Genomic DNA, 26129 nt, shown 5'->3' with positions numbered 1-26129 from the left:
ACAAGATGAGCTTTTTTAGAAATCAATTTGCCAATGTAGTTGAATGGGAAGAATTCAGAGATGATATGATCTTTTGGAAATGGAATAACCGCGAAATTAAAAAAGGAAGCCGGCTCATCATCCAGCCGGGTCAGGATGCCATTTTTATCAACAATGGAAAAATTGAAGGGATTTTTCAAGAAGAAGGAGACTATAACGTCGAGTCACAGATTATCCCATTCTTGTCGACTTTAAAAGGATTCAAGTTCGGCTTCAACAGCGGTATGCGGGTAGAAGTGCTGTTCGTCAATACGAAGGAATTTACAGTGAAGTGGGGAACGAAGAATGCCATTAATATTCCTTCTCCACAGCTTCCTGGCGGCATCCCTGTCCGGGCAAACGGTACATTCAACTTTAAAGTGAACGATTATATTGCTCTGATTGATAAAATCGCTGGAGTAAAAAACAGTTATCTTGTGGAAGACGTGAAGATCAGGATCACGTCCATTTTGGATCAATTGCTCATGAAGTGGATTTCCAAAGAGGGAAAAGACATGTTCAATCTCCAGGCCAATGCCTTCGAAATTGCCCAGGGAATCAAGACAGATCTTGATATGCAAATTTTAGACAGTGGAATGACCATAACAGGATTCAACATCATGAGCTTTAACTATCCGAAAGAAATCCAGGATATGATTACGAAAAACGCTTCACATGGTATGATTGGCGATTTGCAGCGTTACCAGCAGGTATCCATGACAGACGGCATCGCTTCCGGAAAGGTGAAGGGCGGCGGAACTGCAGCGGATATGGCAGGAATGATGATGGGAATGGGTATGGCTGGTCAAATGATGAAAAATATGAATGAGACAGCCCAACAAGAAACCTCGAATCAGTCCGAGGCATCTCCGTCCAGCGGAGGAAAGATTCCGAACTTCTGTCCGAATTGCGGAGAGAAAACGAGCGGAGGCAATTTCTGCTCGAACTGTGGACAGAAGCTTGTGTAATAAGGTCATAATAAGGGGTCAGACCCCCTTTAGTATACTAAAGGGGGTCTGACCCCTATTTTTATGCAGGAACAATCGGATTCCTTACAATTTTTACTTCGTAGAAAGAGATTTTATTATCAATGATGTAATCAGGTCTGCCACCTGAATCACGGGAATGCGCTTCACGGAAGGCATCACTTTTTGTCCAGGCTGTAAAATCGTCCTTTGAGTCCCAACGGGTGCTGATTGTCACTTCGTCGTAATCTTTTGTATTTTCATTAAAAAGAACTTCTAAACCTAAAAAGCCTTCCATATACTCTATTTTTCCAACTTTATTAAACCTGTCAATTAAGCGCTGTCCTTCACCTTTTTTAATGTGATTTGTATTTGTTACAATAACCATTTTAATTCCTCCTTAAATTTTTTATTTTAGGTATGATAATTGGAAAATATCCATCAAACTGTACATCAGCATCTAAGCCATAGATATCTTTCAGAAATTTGGAATCCAATACGGATTCGGGACTTCCCATGGCTTGAATCTGCCCATTTTTTACCGCTATTAAATGATGGCTGTAGGCAGCTGCCTGCTGAAGATCATGGAGGACCATCACAATAGTCATCTGATAAATCTCATTAATGTGACGCAACATCTCCATTAATTCAAACTGATGGGCTATATCCAAAAAGGTGGTCGGTTCATCCAAAATTAAAATATCTGTTGATTGTGCCAATGCCATCGCGATCCGAGCTCTTTGCCGTTCTCCTCCAGAAAGTGTGTGGATCAAACGATTCTCATATTGTTTCGTCCCCGTCATTTCCAGTGCTCTGTTAATAATTTCTTCATCCTTTTGGGTCAATCGGTGTTCAAAGAGCTTTTTATATGGCGATCGTCCATAAGCTACTAGCTCCTTGACAGTTAAATCTGGAAGACCCTCTTTGGACTGAGGCAACATGGAAACCGTCTGGGAAAATTTTTTCAAAGAATACTTATTCGTTTGCTTGTCATAAATATAAATCTCTCCGGAAGTTTGTTTTGTTAATCTTGTGATCAATTTTAATATCGTAGACTTTCCAGAGCCATTTGGTCCCACAATGGAGGTGATCTTTCCATTTGGAATGGAACAAGATACATCCTTTAGATGGAAATGTCCAAGATCCAATTCCATTTCTTTTGTTTGAATAGCTGTCATTATGCGATTCTCCGTTTCCTTAATAAAAATAGAAAGAACGGCGCTCCCAATGAAGCGAGTAGTATCCCGACCGGAAGTTCAGTCGGATCAAACCACGAGCGCGCGGCAGTATCTGCAAAAACGACAAGTGACGCTCCCCAGAAGATAGATAATGGCAGTAAAAAACGGTAGTCATCACCGATGATGATACGAGCGATATGTGGGATGACGAGTCCGACAAAACCAACCAACCCGGCCACACTAACTCCGATACCTGCCAAAAAAGAAGCTAATACAATCATTAGAAATCTTTGCATTTCCACTCTTTGTCCGAGCAGCTGTGCTGTGTCATCTCCTAAAAGCAGGAGATTGGCCGGCTTGATGGCCAAGAAACACAATAATATTCCCGCGGCTGCATAGGGGGACATAAATTCAAAATGATGCCAGCCTTTACCGCTCAAATCACCGGCCAGCCATGGTAAAACGGCTTGAACTCGGTCGCTGTATATGAGCATGACTCCGCTAGTAATTGCACCGAGTAAAGCATTGACCGCAACACCGGCCAAAATGATTTTGACAGGGGATGTACCTCGCTCCCATGCCAGAAAATAGATCACCGTAGAGGTAATAAGCGCTCCGAGGAAAGCGGTAAATGGCAATAAATAAGTCAATTGCGGCAGGATAATCATTGTGATGACTGCTGCCAATCCTCCGCCTGCGGAGACTCCGATAATTCCCGGATCGGCAAGCGGGTTCTTCATGACACCTTGCAGCAAAGCTCCCGATGCTGCTAAACATCCGCCTACGAAAATACCGATTAATACTCTTGGAAGCCTGACATCGAAAAGAATCTTCTCATGAATGCTCTCCCCATTTCCTGTCATGGCCCGCCACATTTCCGGCAGGCTTATTTGAACAGAGCCATCAGTTAATCCGTAGAAACAAGCAAGAAAAAGCAGGACAGGCGTGGCAATGATTGCATATTTTTTTCTCCGTTGTCTTTTATGTAAGGAAGTGTTCATTATTTCATCTCTTTAAAAGTCTTTTGAAGAAACTCAAGTGATTCAGTTACCTGCGTTCCAGGATTTGTCCCGAAAAGTTCGGATGGCAATATGATAAAGCGATCATTTTTCACCGCATCCAGGTCTTTCCAACCTGCATTTTTCTTCATTTCATTCATAAAGCTGTCTTTCACTTCTTCAGGGTTGCCATGACTCATGAGTAAAATGATTTCCGGGTTAGACTCTATGATCCTTTCAGTATTCAACTGAGCGTATTGAGGGTAGCTGTCCAATCCGGGATAGTCGCTGGCAATGTTTTCTCCTCCTGCCATTTCTAACAGATTACCGCTTAATGAATTGGGCAATGCAGCCATGTTTGTGCCGGGTGCACCGTAAACTAATAATACTCTAGGTTTTTCTTCAGGCAGTTCCGATTGGATTTCCTCAACTTTATGATCAATATCAGCGATGATTTCCTTAGATTTGTCTTCTTTTCCAAGTACCTCGCCTAATAAACCTACTTGCTTTTTAATATCATCCACAGAATTTGCTCCGGTTAAGATGACCTTTGCCCCAGTTCCTTCGATGGCAGGGACATCTTTTAAGTTCATTGGATAGCCTCCCAGCACCACATCAGGCTGAAGGGCAGTAATTTTTTCAATGTCGATAGAGTGAGTGGAACCGACCTCCTCGGCATTTTCAGCTTCTTTTATAGCAATCGCCCCGTTTGAATTGGGTCTGCCGACAACTTCATCTCCGAATGCATAAACAATATCCATATCACCGTTGGATAAGGCAACAATTCTTTCAGGAACGTGTTCAAAAGTGACTGTACGGTCTGCAAAATCTGTCACTGAAGCGGCCGTTGAGCTAGGTGTCCCATAATCTTCCTTACTTTGGCTTTGAGAACAGCCCATCAGCAAAAAGGGCAGAATGATAGTGCTTAAAAGCATTTTTCTTTTCATGCTTAAATCCTCCGTGAATATTCAAGTGAGAATGAATATCAATTGACACCTATCATAATGAAAATGATTCTCAATGTCAATAAAGAGATTACAAAAAAATTAAAATTCTAAAAAGTACTGATGAATAAGTAACGATAATTTTGTAATCCATTAGTCATGTTTTTTTAATAAAGATTTAAAAATGTGTTTGACAATTTTTTTTAATTGAGTATGATAGATTCGAAGCACAAAGTGAGAATGAATATCAATTGACTTATATATCTTGGAGGTGTTTTCCAGAAAAGACTAACAACTGCAGTGATTTTTTATGAAATCTATAGAAAGTAAAGGGGGAGGTTATTTTTTTTAGTTTCAACTGATAATGATTTTCAATTTCATTATACGTGGGACTGCTGATTTTATGAATAATAAATAAAGATTGGAGGGATCAGACCAAACCAAACAGAGAGCAGTTCCCCCTGACGTAATGCAACCGGACCTTTGTCACTCATTAAAAAAATCAATAAAGGTATGAAGAGTAAGGACTTCTTTTTTTACCTTTAATTGATAATGAATTTCAATATCACATATCGCATCAACTTTAGAGGAGTGAGGGGGAAATAAGTGAGAAATAATCTTAGACAAATTGCTGTTACATTCATCATTGTTGTCTTATTGGGAATCGTTTTTTTGCGGCCAGAAAGCAGTTTTGCAGCAAATGACCTAGATTCATTAGAAGATGGAGTCTATTCACTTGATTATGTCATTTTACATGCAGAAACCGAATCAGTTTCCATCGCCAATGACTATTTTGAAAAACCAGCATTTTTAATTGTAAAAGGTGATGAGCATTACATACGTTTCGAGTTGAATCATAGTGAATGGACGAAGGAATTACAATCTCCCTTAGGGGATTCGTTTGTTGATGTTCATGTAATCAGCGAGGATAAAGAAAAAAACACAAGAATCGTACAGTTTAAAGTAGATCGAGATTTGCAAGAACCGATTGAGTTTAAGATGCATGTTCTCATTGAATCGATGGATCCAGTATATGATCATCGTTATACTGTAAGATTTAGTTTTAATTTAAAGAGTTTGAAAGAGTTAGAGGAAAAAGAGATTGAAAAATTAGAAATAAAAGAAACTGATTTTATCGATCCAGAAAAAAAGGCTGAAGCCACAGATGGTAAGGATGAAACGAAAACTAATAGTGAAGCGAAATCCGGCGGTGAAGCAAAATATAATACTGTCTTAATTACTGTAACTATTACTGTAGTTGTTTTGTTGGCTCTTATGATCCTAATCATTTGGCGAAATAAAAATAAGAAAGATAAGGAGAATGTAAAATGAAAGGATTCAAAAAACTAATTATCCCTCTATTATTGGCTTTATTCGTCCTTACATTCAACATCAGTAATGCGGCGGCAGCAACACCTTATGCTGATGGAGAGTATACTTTACCATTTACTGTTTTGAAAGGTGATAGTGACGAAAGGTCAATGACGAATGATTACTTATCTTCCCCTGGAAAGTTAATTGTAAAAGACGGTAAAAACTTTGTTCAATTGACTCTGAAAAATAGCTCTTGGTGGAAAGAGTTTAAAGTGGGATCACAAGATGTCACAGTAATTAGTGAGGGCAATGACACAAGAGTAGTTCAATTTGAAGTCCAAGATTTAGACACGATTACTGATGCGAAAATTCATGTCATCGTACCAAATATTGATTATGACAATAAATATGATATTCGTTTTAAGTTTGATACTTCTGGTATATCCGGTTCGGGAAACAGCGAAACAGCTAATAAGGGTGAACTAAACCAAGGCAATTCTAATGAACAAAATCAAAATAGTGAACAAAGCACTGATAACTCAGCTACTGGAAGCAAAAAAATTGAAAAAAACCCACCAACAGGTGACGAAGCCCCTATTTTATTACTTACTGTAGTTCTGCTTGCTTCAGGTTTTGTCGTTTATCGTAAAGTACGTGTTAGGTAACGATCAGTAACGCATGAAAGGGGTGCATACAATGAAAAGAATTCTTTCGATAATGTTAATTTTTGCATTAACATTCCTATCGATATTTCCTTCGGTGCCGTCTGTTTTTGCAGAAGCTAAAGAGGATGATGTATATGCTGACGGGGAATATAATTTGCCCTTCCAAGTATGGAAAGATAATGCAGATAGTCCATCTGTAGCAGATGGATATTTTGAAAAGCCAGCTAAACTGACTGTTGAAAATGGCGAGTATACGGTCCAGGCGACATTGAAGAATAGTTCATGGTGGCAGTATTTCAAGGTACAATTAGGTAATGATTTTGTTGATGTGACCACAGTTAGTGATGAGAATGATACAAGAGTTGTTCAATTTAAAGTGGATGATCTTAATCAAATCTTAAATGCCAAAGTGCATATTATCGTGACAGGAATTCCTGGCCTTAATTACGATAATAAGTATGACATTCGCTTTAAGTTTGATCCAAGTGGAATCCCATTAGCTTCTCAACCAGGTGACAATGAAAATGGTGAGGAAGGGGAAAATCCGAATAATGGCCAAACACCTGAGGAAGGTTCAGGGTCTGAAGGTGGACAGCAAGAAAACGGCGGAGATGAACAGGATCCAGGAAACGAAAACGGCTCTGCTGAGGAAAATGGTGAAGATGAACAGGATCCAGGAAACGAGAACGGCTCTACTGAAGAAAACGGCGGAGATGAGCAGGATCCAGGAAACGAGAATGGCTCTGCTGAGGAAAACGGTGGAGATGAACAGGATCCAGGAAACGAGGACGGCTCTGCTGAAGAAAACGGCGGAGATGAACAAGATCCGGGAAAAGAAGATGGCACCACTGAAGAAAATGAGGATGGGGAAAAAACTGATCTGGAAACAATCATACTGGAAGAAGGAAATTATACAATTGCTCTTAATGCCTTGCATGCTAAAGAGGATAAACCATCCGGTATGGCAAGATATATTGACCAGACAGGTTCACTGGCAGTAAAAGGTGGAAAAACACTTCTGACGCTTACCTTAACTGATCATAAGACAGTTTCCGGCTTTCAAGTAGAAGGAAAGCAGCCGGTAAAAGAGGAAGTAAATGAAGCTGACAATACGAGAGCTGTCACGTATGAGTTTGATCAATTAACAACGATGATGAACGCACAAGTTCAATATTTGGTAGGGGCTCATAATGGTGACCAGCCGCTTCGACTTCAATTTAACAAGGACAGCATTACAGAAGCAGATGAAAAAGAGGAAGATGGAGATACCAATCATCCGAAATATGCAGATGGAGTTTACGCATTGCCATTTGTCGTGTGGAAAGAGCTTGTGGATGAGCAATCTGTAGCGGATGATTATTTCGAAAAGCCGGCTAAGCTAACCATTGAAAATGGAAAGTACACTGTCCAAGCTGAATTAAAGAACAGTTCATGGTGGCAGTATTTCAAAGTTCAATCTGGCAATGATTTTATTGATGTTACTGAAGTAAGTAAAGATGAAGAAAAGGATACAAAAATCGTTGAATTTAAAGTAGATGATCTTGATCAAATCCTAAATGCCAAAGTGCATATTATCGTTCCATTCATTAATTACGATAATCAATATGACATCCGCTTTAAATTTGATCCGAGTGAAATGGAACTCCAAAATGGGGACAATAAGCCTGAACCAATACATTTGGAAGATGGAAATTACACCATTGACCTTGAGGCCTTGCATGCTAAGGAGGATAAACCATCTGGTATGGCAAGATATATTGACCAGACAGCTTCCCTAGCGATAAAAGGTGGAAAAACCCTTCTGACACTTACGTTAACTGATCATAAGACAGTCACTGGTTTTCAAGTAGAAGGAAAGCAGCCAGTAAAAGAAGAAGTAGATGAAGTGAAAAATATGAGAGCAGTCACGTATGAACTTGATGAGCTAACAACGATGATGAACGCGCAAGTGCAGTATACGGCAGGTGCTCACAATGGTGACCAACCGCTTCGTCTAGCATTCAATGAAGACAGTGTATCAGAAGTCGTTGTGGAAGAACCTGAAGAGACCTCGACTCCAATACATTTGGACGAAGGAAATTATACAATTGCTCTTAATGCCTTGCATGCTAAAGAAGATAAACCATCCGGTATGGCAAGATATATTGACCAGACAGCTTCCCTAGCAGTAAAAGGTGGAAAAACCCTTCTAACGCTTACGTTAACTGATCATAAGACAGTCACTGGTTTTCAAGTGGAAGGAAAGCAGCCAGTAAAAGAAGAAGTAAATGAAGCGAAAAATACGAGAACAGTCACGTATGAACTTGATGAGCTAACAACGATGATGAACGCGCAAGTGCAGTATACGGTAGGTGCTCACAATGGTGACCAACCGCTTCGCCTTCAGTTTGACAAGGACAGCGTGACTGTGGTAGAAGATGATGGTAAGAATGAAGGAGTAGATCAACCGAAATACAAAGATGGAGTTTATAAATTACCGTTTGTTGTGTGGCAAGCAGAGAAGGATGAGAAATCTGTAGCGGATGATTATTTCGAAAAGCCAGCCCAACTGACCATAGAAGATGGAAATTACACTGTCCAAGCTGAATTAAAGAATAGTTCATGGTGGCAGTATTTCAAGGTACAATCAGGTAATGATTTTGTTGATGCTACCACTGTTAGTGAAGATGTGAAGAAAGGTACAAGGATTGTTAAATTTAAAGTAGATGATCTTGATCAAATCTTAAATGCCAAAGTGCATATTATCGTGACAGGAATTCCTGGCCTTAATTACGATAATAAGTATGACATCCGCTTTAAATTTGATACAAGTGAAATCCCAATATCAGGAGAAAACCCGGGCGAAGGACCGGGAGAAAACCCGGGTGAAGGACCGGGAGAAACCCCGGGTGAAGGACCGGGAGAAACCCCAGGTGAAGGACCGGGAGAAACCCCGGGTGAAGGACCAGGGGAAACCCCAGGTGAAGGACCAGGGGAAACCCCAGGTGAAGGACCAGGGAAAAATCCAGGTGAAGATGATTCGAAATACAAAGATGGAGTTTACACGCTACCTTTTGTCGTGTGGAAAGATAAAGAAAATATTTCTTCTGTAGCTGATGGTTATTTTGTTAAACCGGCAACAGTTAAAATTGAAAAAGGGAAATATACGGTTCAGACCACATTAAAAAATGGTTCGTGGTGGAAGTCATTCCAGACAGCTTTTGGCAACAAATATAAAGAGGTAAAAACTGTAAGTGAGAATAAGAAGGATGACACACGCATCGTTCAATTTGCTGTCGAAGATTTGGATGAGATTTTAACTGGTAAAGTCCACATCATCGTCAAAGGAATTCCAGGTTTCGAATACGACAACAAATATGACATCCGCTTTAAGTTCCATACCGACCAACTTAAGCTGGTACAGAACGGCGATAACGGATTTGTGGATGATGGCAAAGATCCAATCGGAGAAGACAATAACGACGATCATTCGAATAATGAAAATCAAAACGGCAATAACAACAGCAATAACAACGGTCAAAATGGTAACAAGGGCAATGGAGAACAAAATCAAGCCATCGATCCTAGAAACTTAAAAGATGGAGAGTATTCGATTGAATACAAAGTATTAAAATACAATACGAACCAAACATCTGTGATGAATGATTATGTTGTAAGCCCTGGTCATTTGAAAGTAAAAGATGGAAAGAAATTTTTAGCGATTACGCTAAAAAATAGTTCATGGATTACAGACTTTAAAGTAAATCAACAAGGGAAATTAGCTGCGCCGACAGTATTAAGTACAGACACTAAGGCGGATACTCGTGTCGTAGAATTTGAAGTAGGCGATTTATTTAAAAAGCTGGATGCTTGGGTAAAAGTCGACTTTGACATTCCAGGCTTAAGCTATCACAACGAGTATGATGTGCAATTTGCTTTCGATCCAAATTCTATCAAGCTATTAAAAGCGGGAGAAAATTACCCGCCTAAAGGCGAGGTAGAAGATACGAAGCAAAAGTCGAATGGAGAAACTAAGTCTGGGCAAGAAAATGAACAGGATACTACTGTTCCAGCATTTGACCGTAATGGCGATAAGATCAATAAAAGCAACAATGGCATTACGAACAAACTAGGAATCAATCCTAAAACAGCTGATAAAGCAAAAATTATTTTATTTGCCACTTTATTAATGGGATCACTCATTTTATTAATCATTAAGTGGCGTAGAAAACTAGGTACGAATAATTAAGAAGTACGTTAAGTCGAGTCTTGTTGCCTTTGTTCTTGGTAACAAGACTCCTGTTTTGATAAATATGTCTTGCTATGGGTGGGAACTTCTTATGAAAAGGAAAATCCTTGTTTTATTAATGGTTGTCATCTTGTTACTCATAGGCTGTTCAGCTGAAAAAAATGCAAAGAAAACAATAAAAGAGAATAATGATCCTGAAAATAATCGTATAGTAGCTACGACGGTGGCAGTAACTGAAATAATGGATGCATTGGAAATTGATTTAATCGGTATTCCAACAAGCTATAAAAAATTGCCCGAGAGATACAAGGGGATTACAGAAGTGGGAAATCCGATGAGTCCAGATATGGAATTAATTATGTCATTACAGCCGAAAGAGGTTATGTCTGTTACAACGTTAAAATATGATTTAGAGTCTGTTTTTGATGATGCTGGTATTAATACTCGATATGTAAACTTAGAGAGTATCGATGATATGTACTCAGAAGTTTTAAAGATTGGAGAAAAATATCAACGTCAAGAGCAAGCAGAGAAAATAGTGAATGAATTTGATGAAAAATTGATAGAAATTGAGAGGAAAATTGAAGGGAAACCAGCGCCTAAGGTACTTATTTTAATGGGGGTCCCTGGAAGCTATTTAGTTGCTACGGATCGTTCGTACATAGGTGACTTGGTTGAAAAAAGCGGCGGTATAAATGTTTTTTCTGGCGAAAAAGTTGAATATCTCGCCTCGAATACCGAATACTTACAGCAATCAAATCCTGATATTATTTTACGGGCGGCACACGGAATGCCGGATGAAGTAGTAGAAATGTTTGACAAAGAATTTAAGGAAAATGATATTTGGAAACATTTTGATGCTGTAAAAAATAATAGGATATATGACTTGGAGGAGACTCTTTTCGGCACGACCGGAAACCTAGCTGCGTCAGAAGCGTTAGATGTGATGGTAGAAATGCTTTATTCGGAATAAGAGTGGATAGACTGTTGTCTATTGAAAAGGATGTTCTAAATGAAGAAAAAATGGCTTAGTTTTATTACAATAATTGTATTATTAATGATTGCGCTTATTTACTCGGTCAATACCGGCAGTATTCAAGTTTCTTTCGGTGAATTAATAAACGGGCTAATAACTGGTACAAATGGAGACGTTCAAGTCATTAGAGATTTGCGTCTGCCTAGGATTATTATTGCAGTGTTTGCAGGAGCGTCTCTATCGGTTTCAGGAGTGTTGCTGCAAGCAGTGATGAGAAACCCATTAGCAGAACCAGGAATAATCGGTGTTTCGTCAGGGGCAGGTTTTATGGCGATGTTATTGGTGGCAATCTTTCCGACTTTATATTTCTATATGCCTTTGTTTGCCTTTTTAGGTGGTGCCCTGGCATTTTTTCTTGTCTATTCCATTTCGTGGAAATCAGGTTTAGATCCGTTGCGGATGATTTTAATCGGGGTAGCAATCAATGCGATTTTTACAAGTTTAAGCCAAACATTTAATTACCGGGGAAGTTATACTACATCGATGGTACAAGAAGTAACAACATCCACTTTGGCAATGAAGAAGTGGAGTGACGTGGAGATAATGGTTATTTATGGGACAGTCGGATTAATTCTGGCCTTAGCAGTATATGCGTGGTGCAACTATTTAGGATTGGAAGATAAAACGGCAAAAAGCCTGGGATTTAATGTGAACTTAGCTCGTTTTCTCATTTCAGCCATTGCGGTCTTGCTTGCATCAATCGCTACTGCCACTGCTGGATTGTTTGTATTTGTGGGGCTGCTTGTACCACATATCGGCCGCATACTGGTTGGAACGGATCATAAAGTACTAATCCCTTTTTCTGCACTATTAGGTGCGCTATTAATTTTACTTTCGGATACACTGGGAAGAACATTAATAGCTCCAAATGAAATTCCTGCATCGATCATTATGGCATTGATTGGTGGGCCATTTTTAATATTCTTACTTAGAAAGAGTGATCGTATCTATGGAAATTAAAGATATTACTTATTCATATGATAAGAAAACAAATCATCTAGAAAATATCTCCAGTAAGATTGATCAGCACAAGATCACAACTATTATTGGCCCAAATGGTTCAGGAAAGTCAACTTTATTAGGGATATTAGCCAATAGCTATGCTCCGAATAAGGGGCAAGTGATGATAGATGGGAAGCAATTACATCAGATAAAACCAAAGGAACTGGCAAAAAAGATTGCCATTGTACATCAACAAAATAGTGCACCAGCCGATATGACAGTAGAAAAGCTGACAAGCTATGGAAGACTGCCGTACAAATCAATCTTTTCCAATCAGACCCCTGATGATCAACAAGCTGTTGAATGGGCTTTACAAAAAACAAATTTAATAGCTAAGAAGACTAAAATGATCAGTGAACTATCGGGAGGAGAGAGGCAACGTGCTTGGATAGCAATGACATTGGCGCAAAGTACTCCATATCTATTTCTGGATGAACCGACTACTTACTTGGATATTTATTACCAGTATGAAATATTGGAATTGGTCAAACAGTTAAATAGCGAAAATGGTTTAACGATTGTGATGGTGCTCCATGATATTAATCAAGCTATTCGCTATAGTGATACGATTATGGTAATGAAAGATGGAAAACTGATAAAGAAAGGCACCCCTGAACAAGTCGTTACTTCTGAATTGATTCAAGAAATATACGGAGTGCAGGCGGTTGTCAAAATGGATGAGGAATCTGGTTTGTATATTCTCCCTTTGGGAACTCAATAATCTTTTTGCTTGAGGTGGTTGGTGATGGGCGGAAAACGGCAAAAGAAAGGAAGAATTGGACAAAAGGTGTTCACCATCTTATGTTTAGTTGTCCTTGTTTATTCGGGATATGAGCTGGCGAACATTTTCATCGGTTATTACAAAAATCGCCAGGTCTTGGCAGAAGTCCAGCAACTCTATTATAATGAACATTCCGCTGAAATCGAGGAGGTCAAAGAAGGTGAAATCCGTCCTCAGTTTAATAAATTGCTTCAAATAAACCCTGATATGATAGGCTGGATCACCGTTGATGATACGATGGTTAATTATCCGATCTTGCAGGCAGATACAAATGAGTATTATCTATACCGGAATTATAAAAAGGAAGACTCTCGTGCGGGCAGTATTTTCATGGATTACAGGAATGATGTTACTGCACATGATCGGAACACCATTGTCTATGGCCATTCTATGAAAGATGGTTCCATGTTCAATCAGTTGAAGAAGTTCCTTGATAAAGATTTCTTTGAATCGCATCAAACAATTTATTATGATACGCTGTATGGCGCTTACGATGCGAAAGTATTTGCCGTTTATCATACAACAACCGACTTTGATTATATTCAAACGGAATTTGATTCAGACGAAGAGTATGCCGCTCTTTTGCAGAAGATGATGGATGAGTCAGTTCATTGGACAGATGTTGAATTGCAGGCAGATGATCAAATCCTTACCTTATCAACTTGTGATTACTTGCTGGATCCCGATAAGGGGAGATTTGTAGTACAAGCGAAGCTGGTTCCGAGGAATGGCTAAATACCGCGTTACATTAATATTGAACAGAGAAATGTCCAGAAGTGGGCATTGGGACAGGCTTAATGCCTGTTCTTTGTTGTTTCTATTAAAAACCGTTACGATTTAGTAGACTACATCCTAAGGCTGGACAGTATTTTTCTTATTTGGCTAGTATTTCTTTTTGGGGGCCAGTATTTCGCGGGAAGTGGATAGTATCGCTTCTTATTTAGACAGTAATCCATCGAAGTAGGACAGTATGGTTTTCTTCGGCCATTATTTTAATCAAAATGGGTAGTATTCGTTCAGTGAGGAAAACGATCTGCACGTCATCGAATATGAATGATAGCCATGGAGCAGAATATCTTAAAAGTGGTAGTATCACTCAAGGCTTTTTCGGAGAGAGACGCCACCAATACAAAATCAGCCGAAGAAAAACGAAAGAAACGTTTTCTTCGGCCGACTTGATTTTAGGGATTTATAGATGAGCCTCTTGTATAAGAAAGTATGTGAAATATCTAAAAAAAGGTCTATTTTTTACAGTGTCTTAAGCACATATTTCGTAACAGTTTTTATACACTTTCTCCATTCAGGGCTTCGTAATCTTCCTTTACATCTTTTGTAAAAGTTCCATCATTTTCTCCTTTAAAGAACTATTTTCCATAAACCTTGGCCGTGCTTGTAATTTCATTCAGCAAGTCCGAAACGTCCATTTGGTCGTTCGCAGTCATAATCCATCATTTTCTCATGCATTCTTTAATTCACAGGTATTGTTTGGCCGAGGATGGTGCTGTAATAACTCTAAAGCTACTAATATACTTTTGTACCATCCATATGATCGCTTAAAGTCGTCGAAATAATGTTCGACGCGTTAAGATGTAATTCTATGAAAAGAAAAAGAGTAAGCTGAGCCATCTGTACTTTTGCAGACGGGGGAAAGAGGGATAAAAAATGCTCCCGTCAATTGGAAGCACTCTTTACAACTCGATATTAATAATATGGAGAAATCATAATATAGACCAGCACGCCCGTGAAGCTCACGTACAGCCAGATTGGCATTGTCCAACGGGCGATTTTTCTATGGCGTTCGTTTTCTTGGTTCCATGCCCGTGCAACACTGGTAAGGGCGAGCGGTACAATGGCGGCAGCCAGTGTGATATGTGTGATTAAAACAAAATAATAAATACCTGCCAGCAGTCCTGACCCTCCATATGGCGTAGAGGGGGAAAGGAAGTGGAATGTCACGTATGTGATAAGAAAGAAAAATGTGGTTACGAAAGCCGAATAGATGAAACGACGGTGAACCTTGACATTACGCTTTAGGATGGCGATTAATGCACCTACTAGAAATAGAAAAGTGAAGCTGTTTAAAATGGCGTTCAACAGAGGAAGAATCGTAACGTCGAATGCATCGAAGTCCTCGATTCCTGGCATCCCGGCTAACACACCGATCGCTCCGATCAGCACGACTGAAATAGTGATAATAGCTGGTCGGTAGTTGCGTTTCACATGGCCAATAGTCCCAAAATTGTTATTGTTCATTATCGATACACTCCAATAAGAATTCATTTCGAATTAAGTGTATCATAACGGCATCTATACTGGGAAAAGTTCACAATCTTTTTGATTATTTTTTAAGGAAGGAGAGCTATCGATCGTTTCTGCATTTAATTTGCAGGAATGCTTCCCCGCCTCTTTGAATTAGGAAAAGTATCCAATTGTCCACAAAGCGATTGAGTGAATTTTTCATTCCTTTACAGTTACTGCCCAAGCTGAGTGTGTCGTGAAGAATTTTATACCTGTCTGTTTGCGGATTCAAATGTTATCGTTTTTATGGTTCGCCTAGTTGGATCTTTTCATTAGCGTGAGGCAAGGACTGGAAAGGTATGAGTAATGAAAAGGTAGATAAGAGGAATCGTTATGATGCTAAGCGCGGTTGTTAATAAAACTCCGAGCGAAGCAAAAAGTGAATCTCCGCCGTACTTTTGTACGTATATGCAAATAGTTGGCGCGGATGGCATGCCGGAAACAATGAAGGCGATTAATAGAACAGGAAATGGTATGGACAATACGGCGAACGGAAGTAACAGCAAGGGAAAGAAAAGGAGTCGTAAAAGGGATGAGGTCCACAAATAACCATTTTTCAGCGATAAGAAAAATGTCTTCATTTTCACATTGGCCACTAATGCTCCGACAAGGATCATCGATAGGGGAACGGTCATTTCTCCTACGCTTTCCAATGTTCCAGCTAAGAAAATCGGCCACTTAAAAGGAAGAAATAAAAGAATGAGACCGACAACTGTAGAGACAATTCCGGGATTCACAAGAATAGCTTGCCAGTTGATTTCACCTTTTTTTCTCGTAAAAAGGTGGATCCCGTACGCCCAGATAAAAACTAAATAACAGATATTAAAAATAGTGAGATAAATGATCCCTTTTTCTTCTAATAGAATAAAACTGACGGCATAGCCGATATATCCCTGATTTCCAAAAATCATCAGGCTTTCGTATACAGATTTTTGTTTAGTCGGCAACCGAGCTTTTTTACTGAAATAAGCCGCGAAGATTGCAGACACGATACAAACATAAGCTGACATTGCCACCAGCCAGATGAAATCTTTTATAAAACCAAGCGATAGCTTAATATTCAGAGAGTGTAAAATGAGGGCAGGCAGGGTGATATATAATAGAACTTGGGTCAGCACAGATATTGATTCTTTACCCAAGATATTCCTTTTTCTGGCGGCCCAGCCCAAAAGGGCGATACAATATAAAGTAAGCATTTCCTGGAAAAACACACCTGACGAGATCATCACCACCCCCTGCTGTTTAAGATATGATGGGTTCTTGTCACTGGTTCGAAATGCAATTCTTTTCATTTCATTCAGCAGAAATCTCCCACTTCTGTAAGTGGTGAGATGAATGCCTATTGGTATTCCATTCAGTGGGGGGGTCAAACCTCGACTGAATAAAGTCAAAGCCTCCGGCGGATGCCACAGATTTTCAGAGGAAATTTATCGGGCGGAGCTCGGTAAAATCTAGGCGCAAATACGCCAAGGCGAATTTGATGGGAAAGCGAGGTCGATAATATGGTTAGGCGTTATTTGATACCATTCATCAGTTTTATTGGAACAACTCTTGTAATGATTGGTAAAAAGTTCCAAACGAAGATCGCATATCCGAAAAGCTTCCCGATTAAAGCGGTTGAGCAGGCAACAAATGAAATCATTTTTTATTTTAAGGGCGGGAAAGGGCCGTTTCGGATCTACAGGGAAGGGCGGCTGATTTATGAAGGGGCTGATGAAGCCTTTAGGGACAGTGAATTGGCTGCTGAGACTACATATCTTTATACAATTGAAATAGGCACAAGAAGAGGTTCGCCAGAACGGCTGAAAGTCCAAACCTCTACTGCGGCTGAATCCAAGGAATTAGAGAATGTGCTGAAGAATTGCATTCAGACCACTATTATTTCGCGATCGTTGGTTGCGATGGAGTGGGAGCCGATTGAAGGTGCTGAGGAGTATCTAATTTATCGGAACGGCAAAAGGATTGGCAAAGTGGAAGAGCCAATTTTTGTTGACCGCTGGGTAAGAAGCCAGGTGGAATACACATATCGGGTGTATGCTGAACGGCCGTTAGCGTTGGATCAAGATGTAGATCATGGATCCAGAGTAACGAAAAAAGAGGCGAAAGAACAAAATGTAGCCATGGAAAAATTCCAAATGACAAAGGTGCTTGATTCATTGGAAGAAATTTTAAATGCTGAAGACCGCCCGCTTGAGAAAAAGGAATGGAAATTCCTGTATAAAACGTTTGTATCTAAAAACTGGATAAAAAATTTGGATCATACCTCTCCTTATCGCTATTTTAAAGGAGAGGGGCGCAGTTTTGACCCATCCTCTGAGGCTTACCGCTCGATGTCCGAAATCGTTGTAACAGCTGATGGATCTGAGATCAAATTGAACAAAGATATAGGGAAAACGAAAGGGTACGGGATGCTGCGAAAATTGAAGGGTGAAGTAGTTCCTTCAGATGACGGCATCTTCTTGGAAGAAGTTGAAATAGAGAAGGAGAAAGCTTCCTTCGTATTGAGGCACTCGGTTGAAGACCCTTTGGTTGAGTTGCCCGCTGTCGATTATCAAGTTTGGGCTGAGTTTTTCCAGAGTGGATATTATGACATTACAGGAATACATGAGCAGGCTCCCAATCATGAAGTTTATTTGAAACACGGGATACAACGGTCGTGGACTACCCTTCATCAGTCCAAAGACGAAGGGAGAGAGTTGGCAGCTCCTATGCATTGGAGAATGTCGAATTTTAAATAGAGAGGGTTCGGATGGCTGTCCGAACCTTTTAACTTTATTCAGCAGAAATCTCCCACTTCTGTAAGTGGTGAGATAAATGCATATTATTATTCCATTCAGTGGGGGTTCAAACCCCGGCTGAATAAAGTTAAAGCCTCCGGCGGATGCCACAGATTTTCAGAGGAAATTTATCGAGCAGAGCTCGATAAAATCTGGGCGCAAATACGCCAAGGCGCATTTGATCATTCCAGCGGCATCTTTCTTATAAAATCATATGTTGTTTCTTATTGGTGTCCAGCTCCAGGCGGCAGGGGATCGAGGTCACAAGTCAAATGACTGTGGTGGTTTAGGAGCTACCTCCTCTCCATTCGCCTTGTGCTTGTCGCCCCTGATCAGCCGTCTTGCGCTTTTCTAATATTGAGAGCTGACTTTAAGAAGCACAAAAAGTCATGAATGAGATAAACCGTGTTGTTAGTATGGAAATAAGGAGTTGATCAGCATGGCATTGGTTGAATCTTTACAAAAGGCTATCGATTATATGGAGACTCATTTGTTTGACACAATGACAATCGAAGATATTGCGAAACAGGCGAATGTGTCTTCCTTTCATTTTCAGCGTATATTTATGATTTTGACCGATATGTCTGTAGGAGAATATCTTCGAAAGCGGCGCCTGACATTAGCTGCTCAAGAACTGTCTAGTACAGATAGCAAAATTATCGACCTTGCCTTTAAATATGGCTATGATACTCCTGAATCTTTCTCAAGAGCTTTCCGAAAACAGCACGGCATAACCCCAAGTGAAGCCAGAAAAGGGATAGGGAAGCTCCAATCATACAACCGTATGGTAATCCAGGTAAATCTGAAAGGGGCGGAACCAATGAATTATCGTATTGTGAAAAGAAGTGCATTTAAAGCAGTAGGGATTAAACGGGAGTTTCAATGCTGGGATGAAATTGGAATTCCAGGAGTTCCGGAATTTTGGGAAGAAGTAAACAGCAATAGGGAAAGTACAAAATTACTGCAATTAAACGATGGACAGATCAAAGGTTTGCTAGGTATTTGCTCTAACTTTAACTTGGAGAATAACACAGTTGATTATTGGATTGCAGCGGAACATAGTGGAGAAAAATCTGATGGATTTTCGACATTTCATTTCCCGGCAGCCAAATGGGCGGTTTTTGAGGCCAAAGGACCTGTCCCGGATGCTATCCTCGCCACGACGAAACAAATATATTCAGAGTGGTTTCCTTCAAATGGCTACGAACCGGCTAAAGTAGCTTCTATTGAGGCATATATAGATATAAATCCTTATAGGGAAGATTCTTATAATGAGATTTGGGTAGCAATTGAATAGTTTTTTTAAAAGCTGCTGGCAGAGGGAATTCCTGCAACAGCAGCTTTTCGTGTTCGTTTGCTTGAAGTGGATTTTTCGCCTGAACTATCGGGGGAAAATGAATGGATTGCCGGAACGTATTCTGATTGTGCCCCGTATAGATTCAAAAAATAGGAGATATGGAGATGGCTATCAGTTAGTGCAGTTCTTTTTCAAGACCCAACATACTTTAAAGTAATGGGTCTGGATTCCTCCATTGTTGCCTTGTAAATGATGATGTCTCCTAATGGCGGTTCGAGTGCTTCAGATTGCACTTTAAAATTTTTACTTAGGGCAATTGTCCATATGGCTTCATCATTATTGATCAACACTATTGCCAACGTTCCAAACTGTACGACTTGATTCCAGTTAAATGTATCCAAACCTTCTGGATGAATTACCTTGATTCCCGACTGATCACTTATGACCTCTATATCACCGCCAGACCACTGTCCGTAGATAGATGGGCCTACGTAATAATAGCCTCCGCTGCCACGGTCTCCGTATGTACCTATGTATTGGTGAATGCTCTTATCATCCGCTTGATAGGTGACAGCTGCTACATCGTTGGCCAGCCACTTCACCTTAAAATCGCCGGTTGTTTTATAGGGCAGACTTTCTTTTGGACGGGAAAGGATGTGGTAATATGTTCTGTAAAAGGTTGCCTGCTTTGTTTCTTTATTCTCTTTGATGGATAAAACATGCTTTAAATCTGGAGAAAGACTGACAACATTATGTGTTTTGGTTTGGTCCATAGTGAGAAGAATGACATTGGCTAAAATGAACAGTACGATGAGGGCTCCACTAAATAGCTGCTGTTTTTTTCCAATTTGCAATAGTAATAGGATCGCCAGCCAAAGAAAGATAGCACTCAAAATGTTGATTAAAAAGAAAAGTTGGTTATCGGTGTATTCAACTTGAAACTTGGCATGTAAAAACAAGAAAGACATTTGCAAAAGGAAGCAGCCTATGGCGAGAAGAAATAAAATCCACCCTCCGATATTTTTGATGTTTTTATTCATCAGGCTGCACCTCCCTGGCAAATTCCCATGTTTTCCCCTCATCTTTTGAAAGAAACTTTCCTTTTACCTTCCCGCCTAAATAATCGCCACTAGGTCCTTGGTTTACTAACATTGCCAATTGATTTCCTTCTTTGAAGGGTGCTTCTGCTATCACAAAGATTTTACGATATTTCTCAGGAATCTGTATTTCCGCTTCACTCCAATTTGCTCCGCCATCTTGTGTCACATGAAGTTCGGGCTGTTCAGGGTTGAGGATACCAAACGATAAAAAGCCTGTCTGCTCATTGGTGAAGCCGCCATCTGCTACCAATCTTGTGACATTAGTGTTATTGGTTTCGTTCCAGGTTTTTCCGCCGTCAAGGGTTAAAAAGACGTTTGACATCTCTTGTGACATTGTACGATCGCCAGAAATGATGACATAGCCAAAGTGTTCATTTAGAAAAGCGGTTTTTCGAAAACGGATGGGCGGATAGTGCTCGGAAATGAGCGTCTCCTGCCAGGATTCACCCTGATCAATGGATGATAACATTTTGATGTTGTCCTGTTCATAATAGAGGAAGGCTATCCTTTTTTTCGTTAGGATATAGCTATTCTCAATCAGTTCCTCTTTACTTCCATTGTACTCTCCATTAAAAAGCGCGTCTTTTTCTATTGGAATGGGGAGCCAGTTCTCTCCTTTATCGAAAGTGATCTTGACCTCATCGTTTTGCAGGGAATAATCAATTGTCTCGTTAGCATAGAGAGGCTGTTTTGCAGGTGTCTCTTGGACATTTGGTTCTTGTACTTCTGCATGTTTGGAAGGCATGTGATAAAAAAATAATCCGGCAATCAAGCCGATTATTATGAGCGCTGCTATACTGAAGACAACATTTTTCATTGGCGAATCTCCTTGAACTTTAGATTATTATCAGTTTAACAGAAGTACGCTACTGGTGAATATGGAAGAAAATAAATACAATAGAAAAGTAGTGTCCCTGCTTGCTTTTTAGTCGAAAGAGGTGAATGAGATAAAAAAGTTCATAGGAATCATGTGTATTGTCTTCAGTGCGGTATTGGCTTTCGGGGCTCTATCGGAGTTTGAGGAGAATACGACCGTTTCCATCTTTATTTTATTTCTTGCTAGTCTCCCGGTTTATCTGTTAGGCCAGGGAATGCGAACATCTTGGATAGATTTCAAGAGTAAGATTAAAGGTTGGCTTGTCATCTACGTATACTGTACTATGATTGTTCCACTCATATTTTATTCATATGAGACTTATGAGGGGAAAAAACAAAAAGCAATGATAGATGGAAAATATATCTTATATGAACCGGGGGCCAGTGAGCTCAGTTCACTTTCACTTATCTTCATGATAGTACTTCTTCTGTTCATAGCGATTCGTTTTTTCAGCCCAGACTTAAAGAGAAAACGCCTTTTGACCGGAATGATTGTTGGGACTGTTTTTCTCTACGGGGGCTTTCAATATATCATGTGGTCCGATTACCGAGGGGTCCATCAGGAGCTTGGACTTGTTTCACAGTCTTGGAATGGAAAGCGGACAGTCCAATCATTCGATGAAATTAAGGGGATTTACGTACAGCCATCCATACATAGAGCGAAACTGAGTGATTCGACTGACGAGACAGAGTTTACATGGAAACTAATCTTTGTTGATCATCATAACGAGAAAGTTGAATATCATTTTCAAAGTCTGTCAAGGGATTCATTGGAGACAGCCCAGCAGATCAAGGAAATCGCCCATGATAGACAAATTCCGTTTCAGATTAATGATATGAACGACGAAGTATTTAAGTGGTTTGATTTGGAACTGGAACTTCAAAAATTGAACAAGGAGCCGTTTTATCAATTTTTTGAGCTGAATCATAGTTAAGGTACCCATACCGAATTTGAGGTGAGGGTCCTAAAATGATGGCATGCTTTGGTTCGGTCCAAAAGCATGCTTTCTCTCTTACTAATTAAGATAAGAATCTTCTGCGCACATCTGAAGATGGGAGGACGCAGCTGTCCTTTTTTCCGAACCACTTGTAGCGGTTTCTGGCTAAAACATCGTAGACAAAGTTCCGTGCTGGGGCCGGGATGATGATTAGTATATAGGTCAACTTCCAAAGACCTTTCAAATGCCGACAGATTCTCAGCGCAGCATCTGATTTGCAATAGGTCTTATCTTCCTCGATCAAAACGATACTGTCTACATGTGAAGAAAAATGATATTGCTTCAGTAGTTTTTGTCCGATATCGCTTTGGAGCGGGGCAAAGCGGAACTTTCCTTTAGGGTCATTTTTAATGATAAACTGCACACTTGCATCACAGAAATTACAAACGCCGTCAAATAATACGATGGGATTCACATAGATTCCTCCTGATCGCAGTCTCTCCTTATTTTAACCTTTTTTACATGTGAAACATAACGTTTGTCTTATGAACATGAAATGATTGGCTAATGATTTTATGTGTGATTATTCGGTTCAAACATTGCAGTGCCAGAACGTATCCTCAAGATTTTGGTTTTTCCTCTTAAATCTGTCTTATATCGGCCTCAGCTGTCTTATATTTCTACAAATACGATAACATTCTAACAGTTATTGACCACATTCTGTATAACTATTCATGTTTTCCGGTTCGTGCTTATGTAGGATATTCTTTAGGCATTTTAACCTTTTTAATCCTACAGACTTTAGGGGGAAAACTACCCAGAGAAGAGTTGTAATTTCCAAAAGTTTAATGCTTTAGGATGAATTTTTTGTTTAAATAAAATAAATAGATAAAATATTCTAAAAATACTGTTATAATGTCAATTAGTGCAAAAAGAATAAGGAAATAGAAGAGTAAAATTAGTCGATAGATGCTGATGGGTATCTATTTGAGTAATTTTATAGTTTACCAGACTTTTTCCGTGCTATACATTTTTTAGTGTGGATATTCTGTCAAAAAAGGGGGATTGATTTGTTTAAATAGTGCTCTGCTAGTGGGAATTAATAGGGTTATTTAAGTCGGAATATTCAGTTATAAGAAGAGATAAGGGGGAAAGCTTATGAGAAGGCATTTACTTGCTCCATTGATTGCATTCATGATGGTTTTTTCTTTTCTCGCACCAGTCACACAAGCAGCAAAGGCTAATGCTGTTGCCTATACGCCAGTTCCGTATGAGGAAATATTGCCCATTCTTGAAAAACATGTAAAAGAAAGTGAACGTGTAACGCTGGACGTCATTGGTCAATCTTCGATGGGACATGATCTTTATAGCGTAGTGATTGCTGAATCAGCCGAAGACATTAATCAATCAAAAAAATTGAGGGAATTAATGGTGGCTGACCCGACCAAAGCAAAAAAATTTGTTGCTGAGAATCCTGATGTTAAAGTTCCTATTTTAATTAATGGGTCTATTCATGGGAATGAAGAGCCGGGTGTTGATGCAATCCTAAAGTTAATTGATCGTTTCGGATACGAAAATGATGAAGAGACAATGAGTATCTTGGAAAATAACATACTGATTTTCAATGTGGTTCAAAATCCTGACGGACGTATTCTCGGAACACGAGCAAATGGCAACGGATTTGATGTCAATCGTGATTTTGTGACACTTTCACAGCCGGAAACCCATGCTACGGTAGAACTAATGAAAGAATGGGTTCCCATGGTCTTTTTGGACTTGCACGGATTTGTTGTGCGTACTAATCGGACTCCGGGGCTGATTGAACCTACGACAAGCCCGCATAATCCAAATACTGAACATGATTTGTATTTGAAGTGGGCTTTGCCACAGGCAGAAGCAATGGAAGCGGAACTGGTGGCAAATAAGGATAAATTTGAAACCGATCTATATAAAAATATGGAAGGGACCCATATTCCTTATCGTGATGCGGAGGACGGCTGGGATGACTATCCGCCGATCTTTGCTCCAGGACATGGAATGTATCACGGCGCCTATGTTTCTACACTTGAAACCCCAAACAAAACTCAGGACGGAGTAGAATGGCATTATCAGGCTGTAATGGGTGCTTTGAAATATGCTGTGAAAAATAAAGTGGGAATGCTGGAGGATCAGATAGAGGTATTCAGGCGCGGTGTCGAATTCGATCATCCGGACCATGCACCGGGATTTTTCCCTAGGGCGTATGTATTGCCTGTTGATCAAACAGATCCATCTGCAACAGTGAAAACAGTGAATCATCTTCTGAAATACGGTGTAAAGATTCACCAAGTAGAAGGTCCTGCTTTGATTGATGGAAACAAGTATGATAAAGGAACATACATTATAAATCTTAACCAGGCAAAAGCTGGCTTAGTAAATACACTGCTTTGGGATGGTGAAGATATTAGTGATCGTGTAGGAGCTATGTATGACATTTCTGCGTGGAATCTGCCGGAGCTATGGGGATTTGAAGCGATCCCCACCGATTCTGATATTGACGTTCCAATGAAAGAAGTGAATAAGGCGATTGAAGAAGGCAAGTTAATCGGCGCAGGCCCTTACGAAATTACAAACAGCTCTGTCGGAGCGATAGCCCTTGTCAACAGGCTGATTCAAAGCAATATCTCTGTTTTAAAGGGGGAAAATGGCCATTTTTATATCGAGCAGGGAAGCGCCTCCTTATCCAATGCGGTGAAAGAATCAGGTCTGGCATTAATGAGCAAGCCGATGCCAGCAAAGGCTAAGGAGTTAGAAAGAGTTAATGTCGCCATTTTAAATGATGGCGGTCAACACGGAGTTAGAACAGCACTTAAACAGCTTGGCTTTGATGTGACTGAGCTCAGAGATCAGGATATTGAGGCTAACGGATTGGCAGAGTTTGATGTTCTTGTGGCCAACGGTTCGGGCATTGTCAAAAATGATGCCTATAAAGAAACGATACATGAGTTTGTTTCTAATGGAGGAAAATATATCGCCATCGGTGCCAACGCATCAAAGGCTGCTGTACAGCTTGAATTGACTGAAGCGACGGTAAACAGCGGTGGAACGAACAGCAATGGGATCGTCGATGTACTCTATGGGGATACATCTATCACTGCTAGTTATAAGGAACAGGATATTGGGTTCGTTTATAATCCAGTCTGGTATACGAGTGTTGAGAATGATAGAGTAGCAGCCTCATTTGGAGAAGGGAAATTCTTCAAAGCCGGATTCTGGAAGAATCCTCAGCCTGCACAGGGACAGCCGGTCATCATCAAAGGGGCTGATCCTGGAGTTACATTATTTGGGATGGAAGTTGGATTCCGTGCGCATCCTGAATATCTCTACAGGCTTCTGACAAACGCGATTTATCCGGGAGAAGAAACGATTTTAACAACCGCCGCAGGGACAAAGGCCCGTGTGGAACGTTATGCGAAAGAAGGAGCATTTAAAAACGACGAGGATGCACGTGCCTTGACCACCCATTTGACGGCAGTCAACTTGTATGAGGAAAAGAGGCAGGCTGATAAGGTTGTCAAGCATATGGAAGGTTTTGACCAGCTGCTTGAGCATCAGAAAAACAATGGGTTGATTTCTGGAAAAGTGTACCATTTATTAAAGTCTGATACGAATGCACTGATCAAGAAATGGGAATAAATACGATTGCCTTTTAACATTAGCTAAAAAGTGTAATAA

Annotated in this window: 21 protein-coding genes; 12 read left to right on the top strand and 9 right to left on the bottom strand. The window is 40.0% G+C overall.

Going from position 1 to position 26129, the window contains the following annotated elements; genetic code table 11:
* Positions 1 to 5: 5 nt before the first annotated feature.
* Complete coding sequence (locus D5F11_RS01775) at positions 6 to 986, top strand: SPFH domain-containing protein (protein WP_120115774.1); 981 nt, start codon at positions 6 to 8, stop codon at positions 984 to 986.
* Between the two features lie 61 nt (positions 987 to 1047).
* Here the strand turns inward: D5F11_RS01775 and isdG are convergent, their stop codons facing one another.
* The 4 genes from isdG to D5F11_RS01755 are packed head-to-tail and all read right to left on the bottom strand — an operon-like array spanning position 1048 to position 4106.
* The gene (gene isdG / locus D5F11_RS01770; RefSeq protein WP_120115775.1) at positions 1048 to 1371 is read right to left on the bottom strand and encodes a heme oxygenase; all 324 of its coding nucleotides are present in this window, start codon (positions 1369 to 1371) and stop codon (positions 1048 to 1050) included.
* Between the two features lies 1 nt (position 1372).
* Positions 1373 to 2161 carry an ABC transporter ATP-binding protein gene (locus D5F11_RS01765; RefSeq protein WP_120115776.1) on the bottom strand — a complete coding sequence of 263 codons (789 nt, stop codon included), beginning with the start codon at positions 2159 to 2161 and terminating at the stop codon, positions 1373 to 1375.
* Positions 2161 to 3162, bottom strand: coding sequence for a FecCD family ABC transporter permease (locus D5F11_RS01760; RefSeq protein ID WP_120115777.1), 1002 nt, complete (start codon positions 3160 to 3162; stop codon positions 2161 to 2163). The genes D5F11_RS01765 and D5F11_RS01760 overlap by 1 nt, the downstream gene beginning before the upstream one ends.
* A complete protein-coding gene (locus D5F11_RS01755; RefSeq protein WP_120115778.1) occupies positions 3162 to 4106 on the bottom strand; it encodes an ABC transporter substrate-binding protein in 945 nt (314 codons plus the stop codon). The genes D5F11_RS01760 and D5F11_RS01755 overlap by 1 nt, the downstream gene beginning before the upstream one ends.
* Before the next feature lie 603 nt (positions 4107 to 4709).
* Between D5F11_RS01755 and D5F11_RS01750 the strand changes: the two genes are divergently transcribed.
* The 7 genes from D5F11_RS01750 (at position 4710) to srtB (ending at position 13864) form a co-directional block, all read left to right on the top strand.
* Positions 4710 to 5435 (top strand): NEAT domain-containing protein, encoded by a 726-nt coding sequence (locus tag D5F11_RS01750; protein ID WP_120115779.1) that lies wholly within the window; start codon positions 4710 to 4712, stop codon positions 5433 to 5435.
* Positions 5432 to 6082, top strand: a complete 651-nt coding sequence (gene isdC, locus D5F11_RS01745) for a heme uptake protein IsdC (RefSeq protein WP_120115780.1) — start codon at positions 5432 to 5434, stop codon at positions 6080 to 6082. The genes D5F11_RS01750 and isdC overlap by 4 nt, the downstream gene beginning before the upstream one ends.
* Positions 6083 to 6113: 31 nt before the next feature.
* Positions 6114 to 10310, top strand: coding sequence for an NEAT domain-containing protein (locus tag D5F11_RS01740; protein ID WP_185830441.1), 4197 nt, complete (start codon positions 6114 to 6116; stop codon positions 10308 to 10310).
* Between the two features lie 91 nt (positions 10311 to 10401).
* Entirely contained in the window at positions 10402 to 11283 is an 882-nt protein-coding gene (gene isdE / locus D5F11_RS01735) for a heme ABC transporter substrate-binding protein IsdE (RefSeq protein ID WP_120115782.1), read from the top strand.
* Between the two features lie 39 nt (positions 11284 to 11322).
* Positions 11323 to 12306: a FecCD family ABC transporter permease gene (locus D5F11_RS01730; RefSeq protein WP_120115783.1), complete on the top strand. Its 984-nt coding sequence runs from the start codon at positions 11323 to 11325 to the stop codon at positions 12304 to 12306.
* A complete protein-coding gene (locus D5F11_RS01725; RefSeq protein ID WP_120115784.1) occupies positions 12296 to 13069 on the top strand; it encodes an ABC transporter ATP-binding protein in 774 nt (257 codons plus the stop codon). Before D5F11_RS01730 ends, D5F11_RS01725 begins: the two co-directional genes overlap by 11 nt.
* 21 nt (positions 13070 to 13090) lie before the next feature.
* Entirely contained in the window at positions 13091 to 13864 is a 774-nt protein-coding gene (gene srtB, locus D5F11_RS01720) for a class B sortase (protein ID WP_425470718.1), read from the top strand.
* A gap of 966 nt (positions 13865 to 14830) precedes the next feature.
* Here the strand turns inward: srtB and D5F11_RS01715 are convergent.
* Both D5F11_RS01715 and D5F11_RS01710 read right to left on the bottom strand, forming a co-directional pair.
* Positions 14831 to 15382, bottom strand: coding sequence for a DUF420 domain-containing protein (locus D5F11_RS01715; RefSeq protein WP_120115786.1), 552 nt, complete (start codon positions 15380 to 15382; stop codon positions 14831 to 14833).
* A gap of 317 nt (positions 15383 to 15699) precedes the next feature.
* Positions 15700 to 16653, bottom strand: a complete 954-nt coding sequence (locus tag D5F11_RS01710) for an AEC family transporter (RefSeq protein WP_120115787.1) — start codon at positions 16651 to 16653, stop codon at positions 15700 to 15702.
* 276 nt (positions 16654 to 16929) lie between these two features.
* On the opposite strand from D5F11_RS01710, the gene D5F11_RS01705 reads away from it, so the two are divergent.
* A complete protein-coding gene (locus D5F11_RS01705) occupies positions 16930 to 18165 on the top strand; it encodes a hypothetical protein (RefSeq protein ID WP_120115788.1) in 1236 nt (411 codons plus the stop codon).
* A 478-nt stretch (positions 18166 to 18643) separates the two neighbouring features.
* Entirely contained in the window at positions 18644 to 19501 is an 858-nt protein-coding gene (locus D5F11_RS01700; protein WP_120115789.1) for an AraC family transcriptional regulator, read from the top strand.
* 191 nt (positions 19502 to 19692) lie between these two features.
* Here D5F11_RS01700 and D5F11_RS01695 read toward each other — a convergent pair whose 3' ends face one another.
* Complete coding sequence (locus D5F11_RS01695; protein ID WP_120115790.1) at positions 19693 to 20541, bottom strand: hypothetical protein; 849 nt, start codon at positions 20539 to 20541, stop codon at positions 19693 to 19695.
* Positions 20534 to 21418, bottom strand: a complete 885-nt coding sequence (locus D5F11_RS01690) for a WD40/YVTN/BNR-like repeat-containing protein (RefSeq protein ID WP_120115791.1) — start codon at positions 21416 to 21418, stop codon at positions 20534 to 20536. The genes D5F11_RS01695 and D5F11_RS01690 overlap by 8 nt, the downstream gene beginning before the upstream one ends.
* 121 nt (positions 21419 to 21539) lie before the next feature.
* Between D5F11_RS01690 and D5F11_RS01685 the strand changes: the two genes are divergently transcribed.
* Positions 21540 to 22412, top strand: coding sequence for a hypothetical protein (locus tag D5F11_RS01685; RefSeq protein ID WP_126646478.1), 873 nt, complete (start codon positions 21540 to 21542; stop codon positions 22410 to 22412).
* Between the two features lie 85 nt (positions 22413 to 22497).
* On the opposite strand, the gene D5F11_RS01680 is transcribed toward D5F11_RS01685, so the two are convergent.
* Positions 22498 to 22890: a thiol-disulfide oxidoreductase DCC family protein gene (locus D5F11_RS01680; RefSeq protein WP_120115793.1), complete on the bottom strand. Its 393-nt coding sequence runs from the start codon at positions 22888 to 22890 to the stop codon at positions 22498 to 22500.
* Positions 22891 to 23573: 683 nt separating this feature from the next.
* On the opposite strand from D5F11_RS01680, the gene D5F11_RS01675 reads away from it, so the two are divergent.
* On the top strand, positions 23574 to 26090 hold the full coding sequence (locus D5F11_RS01675) for an FIMAH domain-containing protein (protein WP_120115794.1): 2517 nt from the start codon (positions 23574 to 23576) through the stop codon (positions 26088 to 26090).
* Positions 26091 to 26129 lie beyond the last annotated feature (39 nt).

Source organism: Siminovitchia terrae (genome assembly GCF_003605405.2).
Taxonomy (GTDB): Bacteria; Bacillota; Bacilli; order Bacillales; family Bacillaceae_C; genus Siminovitchia; species Siminovitchia terrae.
Note: the sequence above shows the minus strand (reverse complement) of the source record. Positions and strands in the feature narration are given on the sequence as shown.